Source organism: Novosphingobium sp. AP12 (assembly GCF_000281975.1).
In the GTDB taxonomy this organism is placed as follows: Bacteria; Pseudomonadota; Alphaproteobacteria; order Sphingomonadales; family Sphingomonadaceae; genus Novosphingobium.
On the sequence record NZ_AKKE01000051.1, the window covers coordinates 1 to 18,600 of the forward strand.

Here is an 18,600-nt window from a genome sequence, read left to right on the forward strand (position 1 = left end):
TTGGACCGCCGGGGCCAGTCGGGCCGCCTGGACCAGTCGGACCGCCGGGGCCGCTTGGACCTCCGGGGCCAGTCGGACCGCCGGGGCCAGTCGGACCGTCGGGGCCGGTTGGACCTCCCGGGCCAGTTGGACCGCCGGGGCCAGTCGGACCTCCAGGGCCAGTTGGACCGCCAGGGCCAGTCGGATCGCCTGGACCAGTCGGACTCGAAGGATCGCTCGGACCGGATGGGCCGCTTGGACCGCTGGGACCAGAAGGTCCGCTCGGATCGGAGGGGCCGCTGGGGCCGGATGGGCCAGATGGGCCGGACGGCGTACCCCCGCCGCCAGCTCCGACGCGGAAACCCACGCCATCGGCGCAGGCACCTAGAAGAAGAAGGGGAATGGCCGTCGCGCAAAGCAGGATATGCCTCGCGGATTGGCGTGGTCGATTACGCATTGTGTCGTCCTCCATGACATGCCCAGTCGCCAAAGGCTTAGGCACAAGTCGGAGGCGTGAGCGCGCGAAGAAGAAGCCGCGACGGCAAGACGTCTATGCTTGGACTGGACGCTATCTGAGAGCGCCCGGAAAGACCCGTAGCAGAATGTTAAATTGGGCCGAAAGGACCGTCGGACCACGCAAAGGCCGGCCATATCAAGCCTGCGCGCCACGAAATACGGAGGCCTATGTGCAATGCCAGATGTGCACATGGGCCAGCCAATGGAGCCAATTTGAACATGGTTTAGTGATCGATCGGCGCTAATATCGCGCCTCGAGCAAATCCGGCCTCACTCGGACGCCGGATCGACCTCAGCGGCGACTCGCGCACGGCCGTCAAGAAGGGCTGCACGCAGGGCGGCAAGCACTCGGTCAAGATCCGCGTCGGGCGCAACCGTCAATTCCACTTCCAGGCCGTCTCGCCCCAGTTTGATCCGGCCGACGCAGTCGTCGCCGACGACGACCTGCGTGTCCTGCCCCCGCGATGGGCCGCCATCCACCGCCGCCTGCTTCAAACGGGTGAGCACGGAGGCAGGGGGAATCATGCGATCGCCCGCTGCGGCGAGGCGCTGTTGCTCCTGGCCGATTACACGCGCGGCGGCGAGCATCCGATTGCGCTGTTCCGGTCGGCGCAGCAACGGCGTCAGCACTTCCGAGTGCCGTACGCGCAGTTCCTCGCGCGTGGCGAATGCATCGACCACCTCGTCCGGCATCTGCGCCATAGACAGCAGACGGCTGAGCTGGCTGTTCGACAAATTGAGTGCCTCGGCCATCCGTGATTGCACGCCGCCATAGAACCGGTCCACGGCGCCCTGATAACTACGCGCCCGATCGAGCTCCGTGATATCCTGGCGTTCGCGGTTTTCAATGTCCGCAAGCCTGAACGCTTCCTCGTCGCTGAGGTCCACTACCATGGCATTAAGACGGATCTCTGGCCGCCCGTTAAGATTGAGCCAATTGACCGAAAACCGCCGGCGGCTGCCCACCAAGAGTTCGTATGGTAGTTCGGAGCCTGGCGGGTTCTGGCGCACAAGGACAGGGATGCGGTTGCCGTCTTCCTGCGCGATCGATTCGATCAGCGTGCGGCAACTGTCGGCGGAAAGCCCGGGCACGTCTCGAGGATTGCCGTCCCATACCGAGCAGTCGCCCGGACGGATAGATATCGCCGTCCTCCGCCCATTTCCCTGCACGAAGCCGGCGAGGCGCTGGTCGAGGCGCGACAGTTCAGCCCCTTCAGCCCGCGAGGCTTCTGCCGGGTCGGGCTCATAGGAAAGCGTCGTGAGAATATCCCGTACAAAGCCACCCATTTGCCACTCCCTGCATGATGTATCGACGAGTGCATAGCGAACGCCGAAACACCGCGCCGCGCGGACTATGTCCGGATCGGCTCTATCGAATGATGTCTGCTCGACAACGGTGACTTGCCGCGGCGGTGACCTCGTGAACCCGCTTGGAGGCGCCCTGCGCTTAGCGCGGTGCTCTCAGACGCGGCCGGCGATCATCAGGTCACCATTGTGGTGGCCCGTCCGCAGCCTAATGATCGGATTGTCACTGCTGTCGAACATCGAGTCGATGTGTGGGAGTTTAGCCTAACTTCACGTTCGGATTCTCCTGAATGCGAAAGCAAACCGTCCGCCTTCGTTAGGATGTGTAGCGGAGGCACGCAGGCCGAGAGTGCTTCGCCCGCCGATCTTACGCGCGGTCACAGCCGGCAAGACGCGCCTCCGCTCTTCACCACACCACCGAGGTTGGCATGGTGGCATTGCAGCCCGGCGAAGGGTTGCGCCCGAAGGGCGCCGAGCTGCGGGATGACGCCAGATTTGGCAGGAGCTGAGGCGTTTTCGCCCTCCGCTCCGGGCTGCCTCCGGCGGTTGAAGAGGTGAACCATATCTGCTGAGCACCCGAACCAGCGGTGGGGACTTCCTGTCACATGGCGGATCATTGGCCAGACGACCAGTCAAACTAGCTTCAATCCGGGGGGATCTGGAAGCATCAGGCGGCGATCCGATTTGCGTAGATTTCGATTGGTATGCGCCGCCCCCACTAGCTCTTCATCGACTTGGTCGATTCGGTTCCGCCTATTGCCGATATCTAAAAGCGAAGTCCCAAAGCACTGAGCTGAGCTTAGTTGCGAGGGCGGCACTCGGCCCAGCGCGAGCTTCACCGCCAGTTTGGCCCCTCGACCCAAGTAACCAAACTACAACGAACGCCGTCCGTGACCGGCAGGACCCGGTGCTGCAGAAATGACGGGAAGATCAGTAAACTACCCCTTCCGGAGAACGCAGCGCCAGGGCTCTGAATACCGAAAAACTCAAACTCGCCGCCCTTGTATTCCTCTGGCGCAGACAACTGCACAACTACCGAAAGCTTTCGAGCGTAGGGACGCGGCGATTCCATCCAGACATCCTGATGCCAATCGTAGTGCCCGTTGTTGGTGGCGCGGTATTCGGTGAACTGGAGTTCGTATGGCGCGTCGACATCCACGCCAAAGTTGGTGCGGTTCGAAGAGCGGACGAATTCCATGACCCGATCGACTAGGCTCTTTTCACGTGCCGTATCGAACCAGCGAACCGTTGAAGTGCGGTAGCCACTGTCGCTGCGCAACGTGTCGGTGAAACCAATCGTAGCTTCTTCGGGAACGTACCGTCCTGCACCACTGACTATTGCGTCACACTCGGCATCCGTGAGAGCGCCCGCCCAGACTTCCCATATGTTCTGCATGGTATGTTCTCGTCGTCTGGAGAGAGTTTTGCGTATACGCAAAATGGCTAGGTCAAAGCGTTCTTGACACGCTGAAGAAGAGACGGCCTTTTTTGCTCATCCTGTCAAAGGGCCTCTTGACAGGAATGGCAATTTGTGCACTCGCCAACCATCCCTTTATCGGAGCGATTCTGACCCCGCCGCCCGCTGAAGCCAGGGAGTATTCGGCTTTCGGCAGGCCATAGAGTGGGCGCGCATAGGAGCCTGACACTGCGCCATCCGCGTAAACGAAAACTGTAAGGCCGCGGTCACTTGCCTTGGCTCCTGCCACGCGCCAGGACAGGTCGGCTCCAAGGGCGGCAGCTTTGTCGGCCGTGAGGAATCCGTCGCGGAATGCGAGGCCGGCGCCCTCCCCGCCTAGTACGAAGCGCTCAGTCGTCGGCAGTGGGTCAGGGCTGTATTGCGCGCGGACAGTCGCCTTGGCTGCAACTTTCGAGCTCAACTCCGTGACGAATGTAGTCTGGACGTTGGCCTTGGTGAAGTCGGTCTTGGAGTAACCCTCGATTGCGCGGGCGCCCAGCCCGTCTAGGCCTTGGCTGAGGCTGAGCGAGAGACCGTAACCGCTGGTCTTGCCGATCGACGACCAGTTCGCGCCGAGACGGATCGCCCGGGTGCGGAAGCCGCCGAAGGCCGTGTCGAGATAATAGTTGTTGCTATTGGTGCCGTCGAGGGATGCGCTCAGCGACAGGTTGCGCTTATAGGAGCGGATCAGAGGATGGACGATCACGATCCCCAACTGCTTGGCCTCGCCAAGAATTTCCAAGCCTCGCGTGCGGGTACGCACATAGCCGCCACTCATGCCCAGGGTCGTGCCGCTCGAGCCGATCGGCGTGACGTGGCTCGCGGAATAAAACTGGTAGCGGTGCGGCTCGAACGGAACGTAGGCCGAGAGCCGCGTAGTGTCGCCTTCGCGCAGCAGCCCGTTCACCGCCACGGCGACCTGCGCCTGCACACCAGTGGTGACATTGAAGACGCCCCGGTTGTTGAGGTTCAGCGTGACTTCGACCTGCTTGCGCTTGACGTCGAGGTCGAGCGCAAGTTCGCCCGGCTTGCTGGTGCCGCGCAGGTTGGCCTGCACCGTCTGGCCGGGAATGTCTCGCAGCAGCGATAGAGTGCGCTCGATCGTGGACTTGTGCGTCGGCGTCTCGAGCATGAGGCGGCGGACGTGCGCAGCGATCAGGTGTTTAGGGGTGCTACGAGTTTCGCTCGCCAGCTTGTATTCGACGATCCGGCCTTCGACCACTCGCACCACGAGGACGCCGGCGGCGCCCGACTGCGCGGGTATACTTACAGCGTAGAAGGCTATGTCGCTCTGCGCATACGCGGCGCTGACCGCGTTCGCGAGCTTCTGCAAGGTGTCTCGATCAAGGGGCGAGCCCACGAACGGCCGCGTCGCTGCGTCCAGCACGTCGGGCGCGAGCGTGGCCCCTTCGTAGCGAACCTGCGTCAGCGCGACCTGCCCCGGAGCCCCCGCCGCGACGCTCACCGGCGCGGCCGGTAACTGGACCGGGGCGGCGGCGCGCGGCACGGGCGCTTCGACGCGGTCGAGACGGTCGCGGTTGAGCGTGGGGGACTCGTTGACGTCGGGCGCGGTGCTTTGCGCCAGCGCCGGCTGAACCAGCGCCGCCAGCGCCGCGCCCATGGCGAGCAGCCCGCGGCGCAGCGATTGCCGCCCGGCTACCATCCCGTTCGTGATGTTTGAAAATGCCCTCATGATACGTGGCTGCCCTGCCCGATCTTCGCCAAATGGGAGACGGTGTGCTCCCTCCCAGTCAGACTACGGATGCAGGCGACGGGTTCACGCCGAACTGGAGCCGCTCCGGCCCTATGTCATCGCTGATGACGCAAACAGGGACTTCGGGTGTGGAACGCACCCCTTATCACGCGCAAAAAGGCGCCGGGCGCGGCAATGGCGCCCCACTTTGCGCATCTTCGAAGGTGCCGCGGAGGTTGTATTCCCGCAGCCGGCCAAATTCGAACCCATTCGGATCGGCTGCGATATACGGCGATCGCGGCCGGGACGGTGCCTTAGGCCGCTAGAGGAACAGCTCTGCGGCCGCATCGATGATCGCTTCGGCGTCGAGGCGATAAGTGCGGTAGAGGTCAAGCATGTCGCCGGTCTGCCCGAAGCGGTCGGTGCCGAGCGGGCTGACGCGCATACCGGTGACGCCGCCCAACCAAGAGAGCGCTCCGGGCGATCCGTCGAGCACGGTGACGAGCCCCGCCCCGGGCGCCAGCGCGCCCAGCAGTGCCTCCGCGTGGCAGGGCTCCGGGGGGGCACCGTTCCAGCGCGCGGCGCGCCGGGCCGACCAGCCGCGATGGAGCAGGTCGGGCGAGGTAACGTTGAGCAGGCCGAGGCCCGGCAGGTCGTCGGCAAGCTGCTCCCACGCAGCCAGTGCCTCGGGCGCAACGACGCCGGAGAAGGCGATCGCCGCCTGCGTGCCGGGCGCCGGTTTGCGAAGCCAGTAGCCGCCCTTTAGCGCGTCGCCGCGCCAGCTTTCATCCTCGCGCGCAGCCTGCGGGATCGCGCGGGTCGAGAGGCGCAGGTAGACCGAGCCGCCGTCCTCGCGCTGCATGTGCTCGAAGGCCCATCCCATGATCAGCGCCAGTTCGTCGGCGAAGGCGGGCTCGAAGTAGGTCAGGCCTGGCTGGCCCATGCCGATCAGCGGGGTGTTTATCGACTGATGCGCGCCGCCCTCCGCCGCCAGCGTCAGGCCGGCCGGGGTGCCGACCAGCAGGAACCGCGCGTCCTGGTAGCAGCCGTAGTTCAGCGCATCGAGCCCGCGCGCGATGAAGGGATCGTAGACGGTGCCGACCGGCAGCAGCCGGGTACCGAAATGCGGGGCGGCGAGGCCGAGCGAGGCCAGTAGGGTGAAGAAGTTGCTCTCGGCGATGCCCAGTTCGATGTGCTGGCCCGCGCCGTGCGCCCGCCACTTCTGCGCCGAGGGGACTTTCGCATTGTGGAACACGTCGGCCAGTTCGCTGCGCCGGAACAGGCCGCGCTGGTTGACGAAGCCGCCGAGGTTGGTGGTCTGCGTCACATCAGGCGCGGTGGTGACGATGCGGTCACCCAGTTCCTCGCCGGACTTGGCGATGTCGAGCAGGATGCGCCCGAAAGCGGCCTGCGTGGACTGCTCCTTGCCCTCTGGGGTCGGCAGGAACGGCACCGAGATCATCGGTGCGACGGGCTCCTGTTCCTTGCGGGCGAGCGCGCTGTTCTGGACGAACGCCTGCAACTGCGCGGCGGCATTGTCGCCGAGGCCTCCCCAAAGCTCCCACTCGCGCCCTAGTTCGATGCCCATCGCCGCGCGGAATTGCTCCATCTGGGGCGGGTTCATCATCCCCGAATGGTTGTCCTTGTGACCGGCGAGTGGCAGTCCGTGGCCCTTCACGGTGTAGGCGATGAACAGCGTCGGGCGATCGTCCTGACAGGCGTCGAACGCCTCGATCAGCGACTGGATGCAGTGCCCGCCAAGGTTGGTCATGAGCGCGGCGAGGCCGTCGTCGTCGAAGCTTTCGAGCAGCGCCCTCGCCTGCGGCTTTTCGCCGATGTCAGCCTTGAGCCGCTCGCGCCACGCCGCGCCGCCCTTATAGGTCAGCACGGCGAAGTCGGCGTTGGGACACTGGTCGATCCATTCCTCGATCGCCTTGCCGCCGGGTCGCTTGAACGCCTCGCGCTGCAGCTTGCCATATTTCAGCGTGACGACGCGCCAGCCGCAGGTTTCGAAGATGTCGTCGAAGCGGCGGAACATGCGGTCGGCCGTCGTGCTGTCGAGCGACTGGCGGTTGTAGTCGACCACCCACCAGCAGTTGCGCAGGTCGTGCTTGTAGCCCTCGATCAGGCACTCGTAGATGTTGCCTTCGTCGAGTTCGGCGTCACCCATCAGCGCGATCATGCGCCCGGCATCTTCCTCGCGGACCTGGCCGTGGGCGATGAGATAGTCCTGAACCAGACTGCTGAATGCGGTGACCGCCACGCCGAGGCCCACCGACCCGGTCGAGAAGTCGACCGGGATCTTGTCCTTGGTGCGCGAGGGGTAGCTCTGCACGCCGCCAAGGCCACGGAAACGCTCCAGTTTGTCCTGCGTCTGGTTGCCCAGCAGATAGTGGATCGCGTGGAGCACCGGCCCGGCGTGTGGCTTGACCGCGACCTTGTCCTGCGGGCGCAGCGCATGGAAATAGAGCGCGGCCATGATCGCGGTCATCGAGGCGCAACTGGCCTGATGGCCGCCGACCTTGAGGCCGTCACGCTTAGGGCGCAGGTGGTTGGCGTTGTGGATCGTCCAGGCCGAGAGCCACAGCAGGCGCTTCTCCAACGCCTCGAGGGTATCGACGAGTTCGTCGCCCTCGCGGGAAACCGTATCAGCCATGGTCCCAGTCCTCATTGCGGCGCTTCCTAGCACGGAGGCAGGATACACCGGTTGGAATGGCATGTCCTTGCCAAGTCATGCTGGCAGGAGTTACCGCTTGGCATATTCTGCCGCGAAGTGATGACAAGGCGCTATATCATGCCAACCCCCGATCTCGACTCGCTAGACCGGCGCATCCTCGAGCATGTGCAATCCGACGGGCGCATCACTAACCAGGAACTGTCGGAGCGGGTCGGCCTATCGCCCTCCCCCTGCCTGCGGCGGTTGAAGCAGCTCGAAAGCGACGGCGTGATCACGCGCTACGTGGCGCTCGTCGATCCCGAAGCGGTGGGCCTCGGCGTCACCGCCTTCGTCCGCGTCCGCCTCGACCAGCAGGGCGACCGCCATCTGGAAGCTTTCGAGGAAGCGGTCACCGCCTTTCCCGAGGTCATGGAATGCTACCTGATGACCGGCGAGGCAGACTATCAGCTGCGCGTCCTGGTGCCATCGCTCGGCATGTTCGAGGACTTCCTGCGCTCGAAATTGACCCGCATAGGCGGGGTGGCACAGGTCACAACCAGCTTCGCGCTCCGCCCGGTGGTGTACCGCACCAAGATTCCCGTCTGAATTACGGCCGGGGAGACGCCGGCGGGGGAGTGACCTTCGGCGCAGCCGTGTCCCCCTCCCCCGGCCCAATACGCAGGCCCTGCCCGTCGAGCTTCAGGTCGAGCGGCACGCCGTCGACCTTGGTGCTGAGCACCGCCTGCCCGTCCTCGATGCGGATATGGCTGTTGTCGCCGACCGGGATGTCGCCGATCTCGGGCAAGTCGAGCGGCTGGACCGGACCGTCGGGGTCCGCGGCCCTGGGGCGCGGCGCGGGCCGCTCGCCCAGCGCATCGCGCATGAAGTCGCGCCAGATGCGCGCCGGGACGGTGCCGCCCGACACGCCCTTGAGCGGCGAGTTGTCGTCGTTGCCGACCCACACGCCGACGATGAGGTCGCCCGAGTAACCGACGAACAGCGCATCGCGGTTCTCCTGGCTGGTGCCGGTCTTGCCGAAGTTGGGCCCTCGCAGCATCGCCGCGTGGCCGGTACCGCGGTTGATCGTGGCGCGCAGCATCCCCTCGATCGCCTCGTGGTCGTGCGAGGAGAGGCTGCGCTTGCCGTCGAGCAGCCAGTCAAACCACCCCGCCTCCGGCACCGGGAAGGCGCGCGGCGCCACCGGGAAGCTGTTCGCGGCGACACCGGCATAGGCGGAGGTCAGCTCCATCAGCGTCATCGTCGCGGTGCCCAGCGCAAGGCTGGGATCGCCCGCCGGCAACGGCGAAGTGACGCCAAGGCGCCGCGCTATGTCGATCACCGCCTCGTCACCCACTTTGGCGAATACGCGCACCGCCGCGACGTTGCTCGACCGCGCGAAGGCGTCTTCCAGCGTGATCGTCGGCGAGTAAGCACCGCCGGCGTTCTGCGGGCGGTAAGATCCGGTCTCGATCGGGGTGTTGGGAACCGTGTCCTCGGGGTCCATGCCCGCCTTCAGCGCGGCGAGGTAGACGAACAGCTTGAACGTCGAGCCCGGCTGCCGCCGCGCCTGCGTGACGCGGTTGAATGGGCTGGCGGAATAATCCCGCCCGCCGACCATCGCCACGACCTCGCCATTCTTGCGCATCGCCACCAGCGCGACCTGCATCTTGCCGCCCGCCTCGCGGATGGCACGGTGAGCCGCAGCCTGGAGGCGGGAATCGAGCGTGGTCCGGTAGGTCTGGCCGGCATAGCCCGCCGCCTCGATCTGCCGCGCCTGGGGCAGCGCCCAGTCGGCGAAGTAGGTGCCGGTCGGAAGCTCGCTCCGGTCGCGCACGTCGAGTCGGGGGGGCGGCACCGCCCTCGCCTCCTGCTCGGTCATGTAGCCGGCCTCGACCATCGTCTGCAGCACCAGCCTCATGCGCTTCTGCGAGGCCGCGAAGTTGTTGGTCGGCGCCAACCGCGAGGGCGCCTTCATCAGCCCCGCCAACAAGGCCCCCTGCCCTTCGGTCAGCTTCTCGGGCTGGCGGTGGAAGTAATGCATCGAGGCCGCGCGCAGGCCATAGGTGTTGTCACCGAAGTAGGCGTTCGAAAGGTAGCGCTCGAGGATTTCGTCCTTGGTCAGCCATGCCTCGAGCCAGAATGCGATCAGCAACTCGCGCGCCTTGCGGGTCAGCGAGCGCTCGGCGGTCAGGAACGTGAACTTGGCGAGCTGCTGCGTGATCGTGCTGCCGCCCTGCGTGCTGCCCCCGGTGACATTGCTCCACGCGGCGCGGGCGATGCCGCGCGGATCGACACCCCAATGCGTGTAAAAGCGCCGGTCCTCGATCGCGAGGAAGGCATCGACGACATGCGGCGGGAGCTTTGACACGTCCACCGGCGCATCGGTGATCGCCCCGTTGCGCGCGATCGGCGTCCCGTCCGCCGCCAGCAGCGTGATCTCGGGCGGGGCAACCGGCTGCAGCGACTTCGAAAGCGGCGCGGTGACGGCCAAGTAGCCGATCGTCGCGATCAGCAGGAACAGCGCGATCGCCAAGCCCAGCTTGATCCGCTTCCATAGCGATGTGCGCGGCGGCTTGACGGGTAGTGCCGTCGCCGCGTCGGGCGCGCCCGCATCCAGCGGTTCATACGGATCGGCAGCGAGGTGACCTGAAAGCTCCATCGCCGCGTAGAGCTATACGAATTTCACCTGCGTTGCATCCCCGAACCGCGGGGAAGCCAAAGCTTATGCCCTAGCCATGCACACGCTCTCGCGGCATCGGCAACGCCTCTGCCCTGTCCGCATAAGGCATGATAAGCGTACCGTCCGGCGCGGCCGTGAACGTCGTCTGCGTCGGATAGGGGATGGAAATGCCCTCCGCCGCAAAGCGCTTCATGATGGACACCACAAGCCTGTCGCGTAATGGATGCGCGATGCTCCAGTCCTTGCCCGGCACGTCAACGAGCAGTGAGAAATCCAGCGAACTTGGCCCGAAGGCTTCGAACCCGGCACGCGACGCCTTGCCGCCTTCCGCCTCGACCAGTTCCTTCAGGATGTCGGGGACGCGCGCTAGGGTCTCCGGCGGCGTCTCATATGCGACACCGATGGTGAATGGTAGGCGGATATGGTCGCGCCCGCTGACGTTGAGGATTTCCTTGTCGAGCAGGTTCTTGTTGGAGATGATCCGCAGTTCGCCCGTATAGGCGCGGATGCGCGTAGACTTGAGGCCGATCGCCTCGATGGTGCCCGAACTGCTGTCGAAACTGACCTGATCGCCCTTGCTGAACGGGCGGTCGAAGATGATCGCCAATGCCGCGAACAGGTCCGCGAAGATGCCCTGTGCGGCCAGGCCGATGGCGATGCCGCCGACGCCGAGACCCGCGACGAGCCCCGTCACGTTGACACCCAGGTTGTCCAGCAGCACCACAGCGGCCACCGCGAAGACCACCACGCTCACCAGCAGGCGAATTAGCCCCATCGCATTGATGATCGCCTCACCTTGGAAATGCTCGGCCGAAGTACGGTGCTCGATGGCGCCCAGGATGAACTCGCGGGCCCAGATGGCGCCCTGCATCACGGCTGCGAGCGTGAAGAAGAACGTAATGAACCGGTCTAGCGTCGGAGGCGTCTGCGCATAGCCGTCCACCGCGCGGATCGCGACCATGATGATGAAATAATTCGTCGTCTTCGAAACCACCCGCCCTACCACGATCAGCCAGTCGCCACGGGTCCGGCTTGGGCGGCACAGCTTGGTGCCAAGCCGCCGCAGCGCATAGAGAGCGGTGACAATGGTGACCGCGATGACGCCTGCGATGATGATCTGCAGCCAGTAGTGCTCAAACCAGGCTAATGTGGAGGCCCAGAGATCGCGCATCTGCACGGATACATCGCGGGCTGCGTTTCCGGCCGAGGCCGAAACGGAGGGCGGGGTACTGTTGGTTACGCTCATCGCGTGCTTGTCATCCTGCTTTTGTTGCGCCCGTCGAGACAGGCAGCGGCTGGACCATGCCGAGCATGGGAGCCCCATGAACCGGCTACGCTCGGACCTTTTGCGACCCAGGTCTCGGAACAGCCCATCCAATCGTCGAGTCATGATTTTTGTTCCCGGATCGGGCCGGGCCGGTGGTCGCAAGCGGCACTCCGAAGTCACGCATCGCGCCGGGTTGGCCATGCCAAAGTTCTGACGGCCCATAGTAGCGGACGACGTCAGCCTCTCTTGCTGGCGGATCCTATTGATGCGTGGCGGGGTATAGCGGGCATTGCGCCTCTAATCGGCCTCACCGCCATGCACTGGCAAGATGTTCGCAAACCGCCATGCTGTGCCGCTCGATCCTCGGATGGCTTGATAACTCGCCTTGTGAAAGCTTCGGTTAGATCTCGCCCTGTGAAAACCTTAGCGTATATATGTAGCTGGGACCGCCATCCGACTGATTGTATATCTAAGTCGCTTTAACTATATGGATATAGGCAAGTCAATGTATTTGCGGTGTTTTTGATGTCTGAACCACATGTCGACGATCGAGACACTCCCTGCGGAGCCGTGGAGGTAAACGCCGCGCTCATGCTCGGGCGGCTTGACGGGGCGCTGGAGCATGCTGCGGCCGCCCCTCTTCGCTTATTTGCCGCTCGGATCTTACGTGACACGCTGATGGCCGCGCTTCGCCAGGATGGTCATGCGTTCAATGAGGTGCGGTTCCACGCCTGGTTCGCGGGGCTCGCCACTCTGTCGGATGCCCCACCCCGGACCGGCCATCCGCCACGCGTGCTCTGCGAAGCAATCCTGACTGAGGTTGCGCACAGTAGCTGGGACGCACTCGCAGGCACGGCCATCGCCATGGCGACTGCATTTCTCGCTCCGCAAGATTTGAATTCACAGGGGGCGCATGCGCATGTCCTTGACGTGATCAACGATGCGCGGCTCGTGGTCGCAGATGATGAGCGCGAGCGCCGCGAGCCGCTTTTTATTTCACTGGCCAAGCTCCACGGCCATATCCGGCGGAGCGTCCGTTTCGCACCGCAGCAGCGTGGTTTTCGCCGCGACATTCCATACGCGAAGCAATCGCCGATCGACCAAAACGCGCCCCCGCTGTGGGCGATCGAGTTGCATTACGGCGAATGCTTGCGGGCCCTGGGTTGGCTGCGCCCTGCCCTGCCTCTGCTCGGGTTGCTCCGTGTCGATGCCTTGAGCGAAGATGAGCCTGAGCTTGCCCGGATAAAACGCGCTGACGCATTGCGTGAAACGGTGCACTCCATGCACCAGAAATTCGTCGAAGCAGTCAGGCTCTCAGCCTTCGAGCGCGGACGCCTGTCCGATCGAAGGCGCAGCTCGCGCGCGCCAGCCGTTTTCGAACTTCTCGCAGGGTTCGGGCCGATGAGATCGGCGCAAATAGAAGTGTTGCTGAAAGCGACCCGTCTGGGCGTCCGCGGAATGGTTGCGATGCTGGAAAGCGAGAACCTCGTCGAACGACGAACCATCGCCGGATCTCACCTCTACTCCGTATCGACCACCGGGCATAAAGCGGTCCCCAAGGCAGGCGAAACTATTGGTGTGGCTTTCTCGACCGATGCCTTGAACGACTTTGACGCCTCGATCGCCCATCTGGACACCCTGCTTGGATGGAGCGAAGACGAATGACGTCGGAAATTTGTTGCCGGAAACCGCCCTCCGAGGCCGAATAGGATGCCTGGCTATACCAAGGGGGCGCAATAAGCGTCGGCGCGCTCAGAGAGCCTCAAAAGGCATTTTCCCGCTCGCAGCGTTGTCGCGAGACCGCCCAGGCGCAATTCCTTCAACCTCAAGCCCCGAATTCGCGTAGTTCAGTCATCCATCAGCTGACGGATCGCCGCCATGACCTCGTCGATCGATGCGCCTGACTTCGGCAGTACGCGCAGCGCCAATCCGCTACGAGCTGACCGGCTATACCGGAGCATTGGCTTTCCAGCAGCCGATTTCACCACAGCTTCACCAGGCGTGTCGTTTGTTTTTGCCACGGTAGCCTTGACCAGCCTTCGCGCGACTTCGGGGCCGCTGAGCTTGGTTCCTAGGTCGGCTCGTTCGTCGCCGATGGCTTTTGCTTCCCTGGCCATGAGCGCGAGCGAGCGAGCGTCGCCAGACAAGGGCTTGATATCCCGCGCGACGCGAACCGTAATCTCATGCGTGTCGGCGAAGGCCTGGACGATCTCGGCGGGCAGACGGGCGACGTCTAGAAGACGGCTAAGCCACGACCGCGAAATCTTGAGGTGCTCTGCCATCTCGCTCTGCGAGCCGTCGTAGAATTCATTCAACGCCCGCATGTACTCCTTCGCCCGCTCCCAGTCCGAGATGTCCTTGCGCGAACGGTTCTCGATGTCCGACACGCGAAACGCCTCTTCATCGGAGACGTGCTGGATGGTGACAAGGTACTCGAAGTCGGGATGGTGATGCGCCCGCAGCCACTGGACGGTCCACCACCGCCGCACACCGGCGATGATCTCGAAGTCGTGATCGGGGTCGTTTTGAAGGCGGCGGACGATCGCCGGGATGCGCTGCTTCTTGGCGGACAGGAAGGCGTCGATCAGGTCGCGGCAGGTCTCCTCGTCGAGGTGATCGAGATCGCGATTGTGCAGCCTCCACGGACGGCAGCGCGCCGGGTCGACCCACTCGGTTCGATCGGTGACGACCTTCCCCGCAGCCAGCCTCGCCAACGTCTGGCTGCGGCTGGCCATGATGCTCTCAGACGGGGTGGAAACGTCCAACTCAGCCTCGTCGAGACCTTCCGTGAGGCTGCTTCCAAAGCCGCGATTTCCCTTGCTCATATCCGTCGTCCTTTTTGGAAAGCCCCCCGCCCAAGACGCTGTTGCCACGTGGCAACCGCCCCGCCGAGGCTTTCCCTACCTTGTAATCGGCCGCCTTTGCGAGACGCGAGGTAATGACCAACCACTTAACAATACGCGATTTTATGCCGCGTTGCCACGTGGCAACCGTCAGTCGATCTTACCTGCGCGGCTCGCCCACGTCCGCAACACATCCTGCTCGATGTCGTGGCAAACATCGTTCAAGAACCGTACGCAGCGGTTGTGCACCTCATGCGATGTGACGGGGCGATCAAGCTCGTATACCGTCTTCATACGCGAGCTTGCGTTGTCGATCTCGGCGCTGACCTTCAACACCGAATTGATCATTGAGCCGCCGAAGACCTGCCGCATCATCGTCAGAATCTCGCGGTGCATCGACTTGCTCTCATCGACCCTGCTGGCGACGAGGCGGATGAAATTGTAGGCTGGCTTGATGCGTCCGCCGAGCTGTTCGAGTTGCCGCATCGTCGTGCGCGCCATGTCGATGAAGGACACCGTCGAGGCAAAATCGATCACACTCGGCGGGGCCGGGATAACCATCGCATTCGCCGCCTGCAGCACCGCCATCGACACCATGCCGAGTGCTGGCGGGGGGTCCATGATGACAATGTCGTAGTCATCGACGACGGTGTCGATGGCCTGGGCGATCAAGTCGATGACATCGAAGCTCTGGTTCTGCGCAAGATAACCCGCGATCTCGTATTCGAGGTTATAGAGCTTCAGGTTCGCGGGAATGAGGTCGAGCCCATGGAAATGGGTCTTGCGGATTATAGAGCGCACGCCGAGCAGCTCGGGATTGTGAAAGTGTCCATAGAGAGTGTCGTCCTCCCCCAGGTCCACATCGGGGCGGTAGCCGAACATCATCGTCGAACTGGCCTGGCTGTCGCAGTCTATGAAAAGGACGCGGTACCCCCTGATCGCGAAATGCTGCGAGAGGTGGAGCGCCAAGGTAGACTTGCCCACTCCGCCCTTGAAATTCGAAATGGAGATGATGGCCGGAACATCATCGGACGCACGCCACGGACGTGTGCCGAAGACGGCACGCATGTGGTCGAGCTCTTCGAGGGTGTACTGCACCCGGTGGCCCGAAGCCGTCCGGTCGCGTTCGGGGAGCCGACCGTCGCGCTCCGCTTCCCGGATAGCCGACGCCGTCCGACCAACAAGCGAAGCTGCCTTGGAGATTGCGAAGGAGGGACCTACCTTGTGGCCGGTCTCGGGATCAAGCGCACCGTCGCGGATGCGTTTGAGAATCGTGAGGGCCTTGCGATGAAGAAGATCGAGGCTGTCCTCGAGCAGTTCTTCGCCAGGGACGTCGGAACGGGCATCGGGTGCAGGATGGGTGGCCATAGGTACCAGTCTTGTGGGATTGAACCCCGATCCTAGCCGCGTTGGAAGTTTCGAGCAACAATCGTCCATCAATGTTACAAATAGGCCGATGATCTCCGAGCGGTTAATGTGCTGTTCGGAGGGCAAGGTCGCCGCAGAAGCCTCGACGGCCGATGATCTCGGAGCGGTTTCCAGCCCGCGGTCCAGAAGCGCTGGGTAATAGGTAGGCGATTCCCCGGGGCACCTCCGACAGACTCTTCGTGCCGATGATCTCGGTGCAAGGCGATGATTACGGTGCGATTTCCAGATGATCTCGGAGCCATCGCCACCGATGATCTCGGAGCGCATACCTATAACAGGAATCCCTAAATCAAATCCGATTCGCGAATCGGCTATTTGAAACAGGACCGAAATCTCCCGCTTTTCTCCAAACCGCTCTCAGATCATCGGTGAGCTTGTAGGTTTCAACCGCCAAATCCCGTCAAAACTGCCAACACCCTTGCCTATTTGAGCGAAAGCTGTTGTTTGAACACCAGATCACAGCCCCATGAGTCGGGCCAGGGCAGGGCGGAATGAACGGAGATAGCAACAAGCCGATTGGACACCAGTATGCACTCGCCATGCTTGACGGCGGCGAGGAGCAGGTTCGTTCGCTTGCCAGGCATGCCGGGTCGCAAATCACCATGGATGCGTTCCTGCGCGTTCAGGATGAAGAGCCTGTCCCTGCCTTCCTGCATTCTGCGTTGTGCGCCATGTCGCTGCCCACCAAGCGGCCGAAGGACGATACTCAGCCAATCCTGCGAGAAGACGGCAAGTATGCGCTGGCCATCAACCCAAGGCCGGTGTTGCAGACCGTCGACGGCAAGCCGGTGCTCAGAAGCCTTGGCGTCCCTTATGGCGCATATCCGCGCGTTGCGTTGATCTATTTGTTGTCGCAGGCCGTCACCAAGCGGTCGCGCGATGTCTATCTGGGCCGAAACTTCACCGAGTGGATGCGCCGCCTCGGTTACCAGACGGTGTCCTATGGTCCACGCGGAACGGCGAACCGCATGCGCGAGCAGGTGGACCGGTTATTGGCCTGCGAATGGCAGATTCGCTGGGATGGCACCGAGGCGGACGACAACGCATTCGCCGTGCGAGATGTGAAAATTTCGAACGAATATGCCGGATCGCTCGAGAAGAACGGTGCTTTCGCGCGCGAGATACGTATGTCGGAGGTGTTCTACAGCCACCTTATCGAACACGCGGTTCCGCTCAACGAGGTGGCCATCCGCGAGCTCAAGGGCACTCCCACGGCGCTGGATCTTTATACTTACCTTGCGTATCGCCTGCCTCGCATCAACAGCGGCAAGGGACAGACGATTTCCTGGGATCAGCTGGCGCGTCACCTTGGCAACGAGGCTGATAGCAAACGTTTCCGCCAGACCGTGCGCGAGACGATGCAGCTCGTATCTGCGGTTTACCCCAACGCCAACGTCGACCTTTCAGGCCGTAAAGTCGTGCTCAATCCGTCACCGGCTCCGCTTGAGCGCAAGTTGGTAGGCCCGCACTTGCGACTGCTCGGAGCGCCTGTTTCCGAAACGGCACCGAGATCATCGGTTGCAGGCAAGACGGTTGGCGGCAAGGTCGAAGCATCTGGCGCAGAGCCTACCTGCGCGTTTCCAAGCGGCAGTCTGAATTTCGGAAACCGAGAGGCGGCGTTCCGCAAGGTCGGCGTGGACAAAGGGCATCCGTGGTCGGTGGACCAGATGGCAGATGCCTTCAGGGCAGGATTCCCGGGTATCACCCGCGAGCGCAGCGAAGCTGAATGGCTAAGGGTTTGGGAGGCGTTCGTCGTCAGCTACGCCAAACGAAGGTCCAATCCGGACGGCGAATGACCGATGATGTCCGAGCCGTTCGCGGCTGAGACGGGGGCAGGGCGGTCCTACTTCGCGCGCTGGTCGATCAGCTTGCGGAAATTGAGCGTTGCGGGTGACCCATCACGCAAATGGAACATCAGCAACTGACTCGAAAACGGCATTTCGATGTGCCTGAAGACGAGCGTATCAACGTTGAGCCGAGCGAGTGAACGGGACAAGATAGTGACCCCGAGCCCGGCGGCCGTCAGCCCGACCAGAGTGCCGAAGCTCCCGGCCTCGAGTGTGACCTTTGGACGGAAACCCAGGATCTCACAGTGTGCCATCAGCATTTCGTTGAAGCCCGCGCCGTTCATCGAGCCAAACAGGATCAGCGGCTCGTCCTGAATATCGGCAAGGAACAGGGCGCGGCCAAAATTCGCCAAGGGGTGATCCCGCCGCATAGCCAGCACCATGCCTTCGCGCTGGAGGTGAAGCGCTTCCATCTGGGGCGGCAATTCCAGTGGTGAGAACGCCCGCACGATGCCGATGTCGAGGCTGCCGCGCTCGACGCCGGCGATTTGCTCATCGCGAGGTAGCTCGTTCAACTCGACGCTGACCTGTGGGAAGGAGCGCCGATAGCGGGCGAGAGTGTCCATGATGCTCGTGATGAACGGCACCGACGGCGACAGCCCAAGGCTCAGCCGCCCGACCTCTCCGCTGTGAGCGAGGCGCGCGACGCGGGCCGCTCGCTCTGCCTGGGCCAACGTCTCCTGCGCTTGCGGCAGGAACTGGCGGCCGGCCTCGGTCAACTGCACGCGCCGGCTCGTTCTATCGAACAGGCGGACACCCAATTCGTCCTCCAGCGCCCGGATTTGCTGGCTTAGCGGAGGCTGCGAGATGCCGAGGCGCTGGGCTGCGTTGCCGAAATGCAGTTCCTCGGCGACGCAGATGAAGTAGCGGAGGTGGCGCAGTTCCATGGGGGTCAAGCCATCATTGAGAGGTTTGGCATATCAATCCAGG

At 63.3% G+C, this 18,600-nt stretch carries 12 protein-coding genes; 3 read left to right on the plus strand and 9 right to left on the minus strand.

The genetic code is table 11. The features are described 5' to 3' along the window. Nucleotides 1–765 precede the first annotated feature (765 nt). The 4 genes from PMI02_RS09345 to PMI02_RS09360 all read right to left on the minus strand — a co-directional run bounded on the left by PMI02_RS09345 (nt 766) and on the right by PMI02_RS09360 (nt 7,605). Nucleotides 766–1,782 carry a ParB/RepB/Spo0J family partition protein gene (locus PMI02_RS09345; protein WP_007681927.1) on the minus strand — a complete coding sequence of 339 codons (1,017 nt, stop codon included), beginning with the start codon at nt 1,780–1,782 and terminating at the stop codon, nt 766–768. 853 nt (nt 1,783–2,635) lie between these two features. After that, entirely contained in the window at nt 2,636–3,196 is a 561-nt protein-coding gene (locus tag PMI02_RS09350; protein ID WP_007681929.1) for a 2OG-Fe(II) oxygenase, read from the minus strand. Nucleotides 3,197–3,248: 52 nt separating this feature from the next. Continuing rightward, nucleotides 3,249–4,949, minus strand: coding sequence for a ShlB/FhaC/HecB family hemolysin secretion/activation protein (locus PMI02_RS09355; RefSeq protein WP_007681930.1), 1,701 nt, complete (start codon nt 4,947–4,949; stop codon nt 3,249–3,251). A 322-nt stretch (nt 4,950–5,271) separates the two neighbouring features. Continuing rightward, nucleotides 5,272–7,605 (minus strand): transketolase, encoded by a 2,334-nt coding sequence (locus tag PMI02_RS09360; RefSeq protein WP_036503148.1) that lies wholly within the window; start codon nt 7,603–7,605, stop codon nt 5,272–5,274. 138 nt (nt 7,606–7,743) lie between these two features. Here PMI02_RS09360 and PMI02_RS09365 point away from each other — a divergent pair, with 138 nt between their 5' ends. Then, entirely contained in the window at nt 7,744–8,211 is a 468-nt protein-coding gene (locus tag PMI02_RS09365) for an Lrp/AsnC family transcriptional regulator (RefSeq protein WP_007681933.1), read from the plus strand. Nucleotide 8,212: 1 nt separating this feature from the next. Here PMI02_RS09365 and PMI02_RS09370 read toward each other — a convergent pair whose 3' ends face one another. Together PMI02_RS09370 and PMI02_RS09375 are read right to left on the minus strand one after the other, a co-directional pair. Next, on the minus strand, nt 8,213–10,264 hold the full coding sequence (locus PMI02_RS09370) for a transglycosylase domain-containing protein (protein ID WP_007681934.1): 2,052 nt from the start codon (nt 10,262–10,264) through the stop codon (nt 8,213–8,215). A 70-nt stretch (nt 10,265–10,334) separates the two neighbouring features. After that, nucleotides 10,335–11,531, minus strand: coding sequence for a mechanosensitive ion channel family protein (locus tag PMI02_RS09375; RefSeq protein ID WP_007681935.1), 1,197 nt, complete (start codon nt 11,529–11,531; stop codon nt 10,335–10,337). Nucleotides 11,532–12,077: 546 nt separating this feature from the next. Between PMI02_RS09375 and PMI02_RS09380 the strand changes: the two genes are divergently transcribed. Beyond that, the gene (locus tag PMI02_RS09380) at nt 12,078–13,217 is read left to right on the plus strand and encodes a hypothetical protein (RefSeq protein ID WP_157222454.1); all 1,140 of its coding nucleotides are present in this window, start codon (nt 12,078–12,080) and stop codon (nt 13,215–13,217) included. Between the two features lie 182 nt (nt 13,218–13,399). On the opposite strand, the gene PMI02_RS09385 is transcribed toward PMI02_RS09380, so the two are convergent. Both PMI02_RS09385 and PMI02_RS09390 read right to left on the minus strand, forming a co-directional pair. Continuing rightward, nucleotides 13,400–14,377, minus strand: a complete 978-nt coding sequence (locus PMI02_RS09385) for a ParB/RepB/Spo0J family partition protein (RefSeq protein ID WP_007681939.1) — start codon at nt 14,375–14,377, stop codon at nt 13,400–13,402. A 168-nt stretch (nt 14,378–14,545) separates the two neighbouring features. Further along, complete coding sequence (locus PMI02_RS09390; RefSeq protein ID WP_007681942.1) at nt 14,546–15,763, minus strand: AAA family ATPase; 1,218 nt, start codon at nt 15,761–15,763, stop codon at nt 14,546–14,548. A gap of 551 nt (nt 15,764–16,314) precedes the next feature. On the opposite strand from PMI02_RS09390, the gene PMI02_RS09395 reads away from it, so the two are divergent. Continuing rightward, nucleotides 16,315–17,619, plus strand: a complete 1,305-nt coding sequence (locus tag PMI02_RS09395) for a replication protein RepA (protein ID WP_007681943.1) — start codon at nt 16,315–16,317, stop codon at nt 17,617–17,619. A gap of 47 nt (nt 17,620–17,666) precedes the next feature. Here PMI02_RS09395 and PMI02_RS09400 read toward each other — a convergent pair whose 3' ends face one another. Further along, the gene (locus PMI02_RS09400) at nt 17,667–18,557 is read right to left on the minus strand and encodes a LysR family transcriptional regulator (protein WP_007681944.1); all 891 of its coding nucleotides are present in this window, start codon (nt 18,555–18,557) and stop codon (nt 17,667–17,669) included. Nucleotides 18,558–18,600 lie beyond the last annotated feature (43 nt).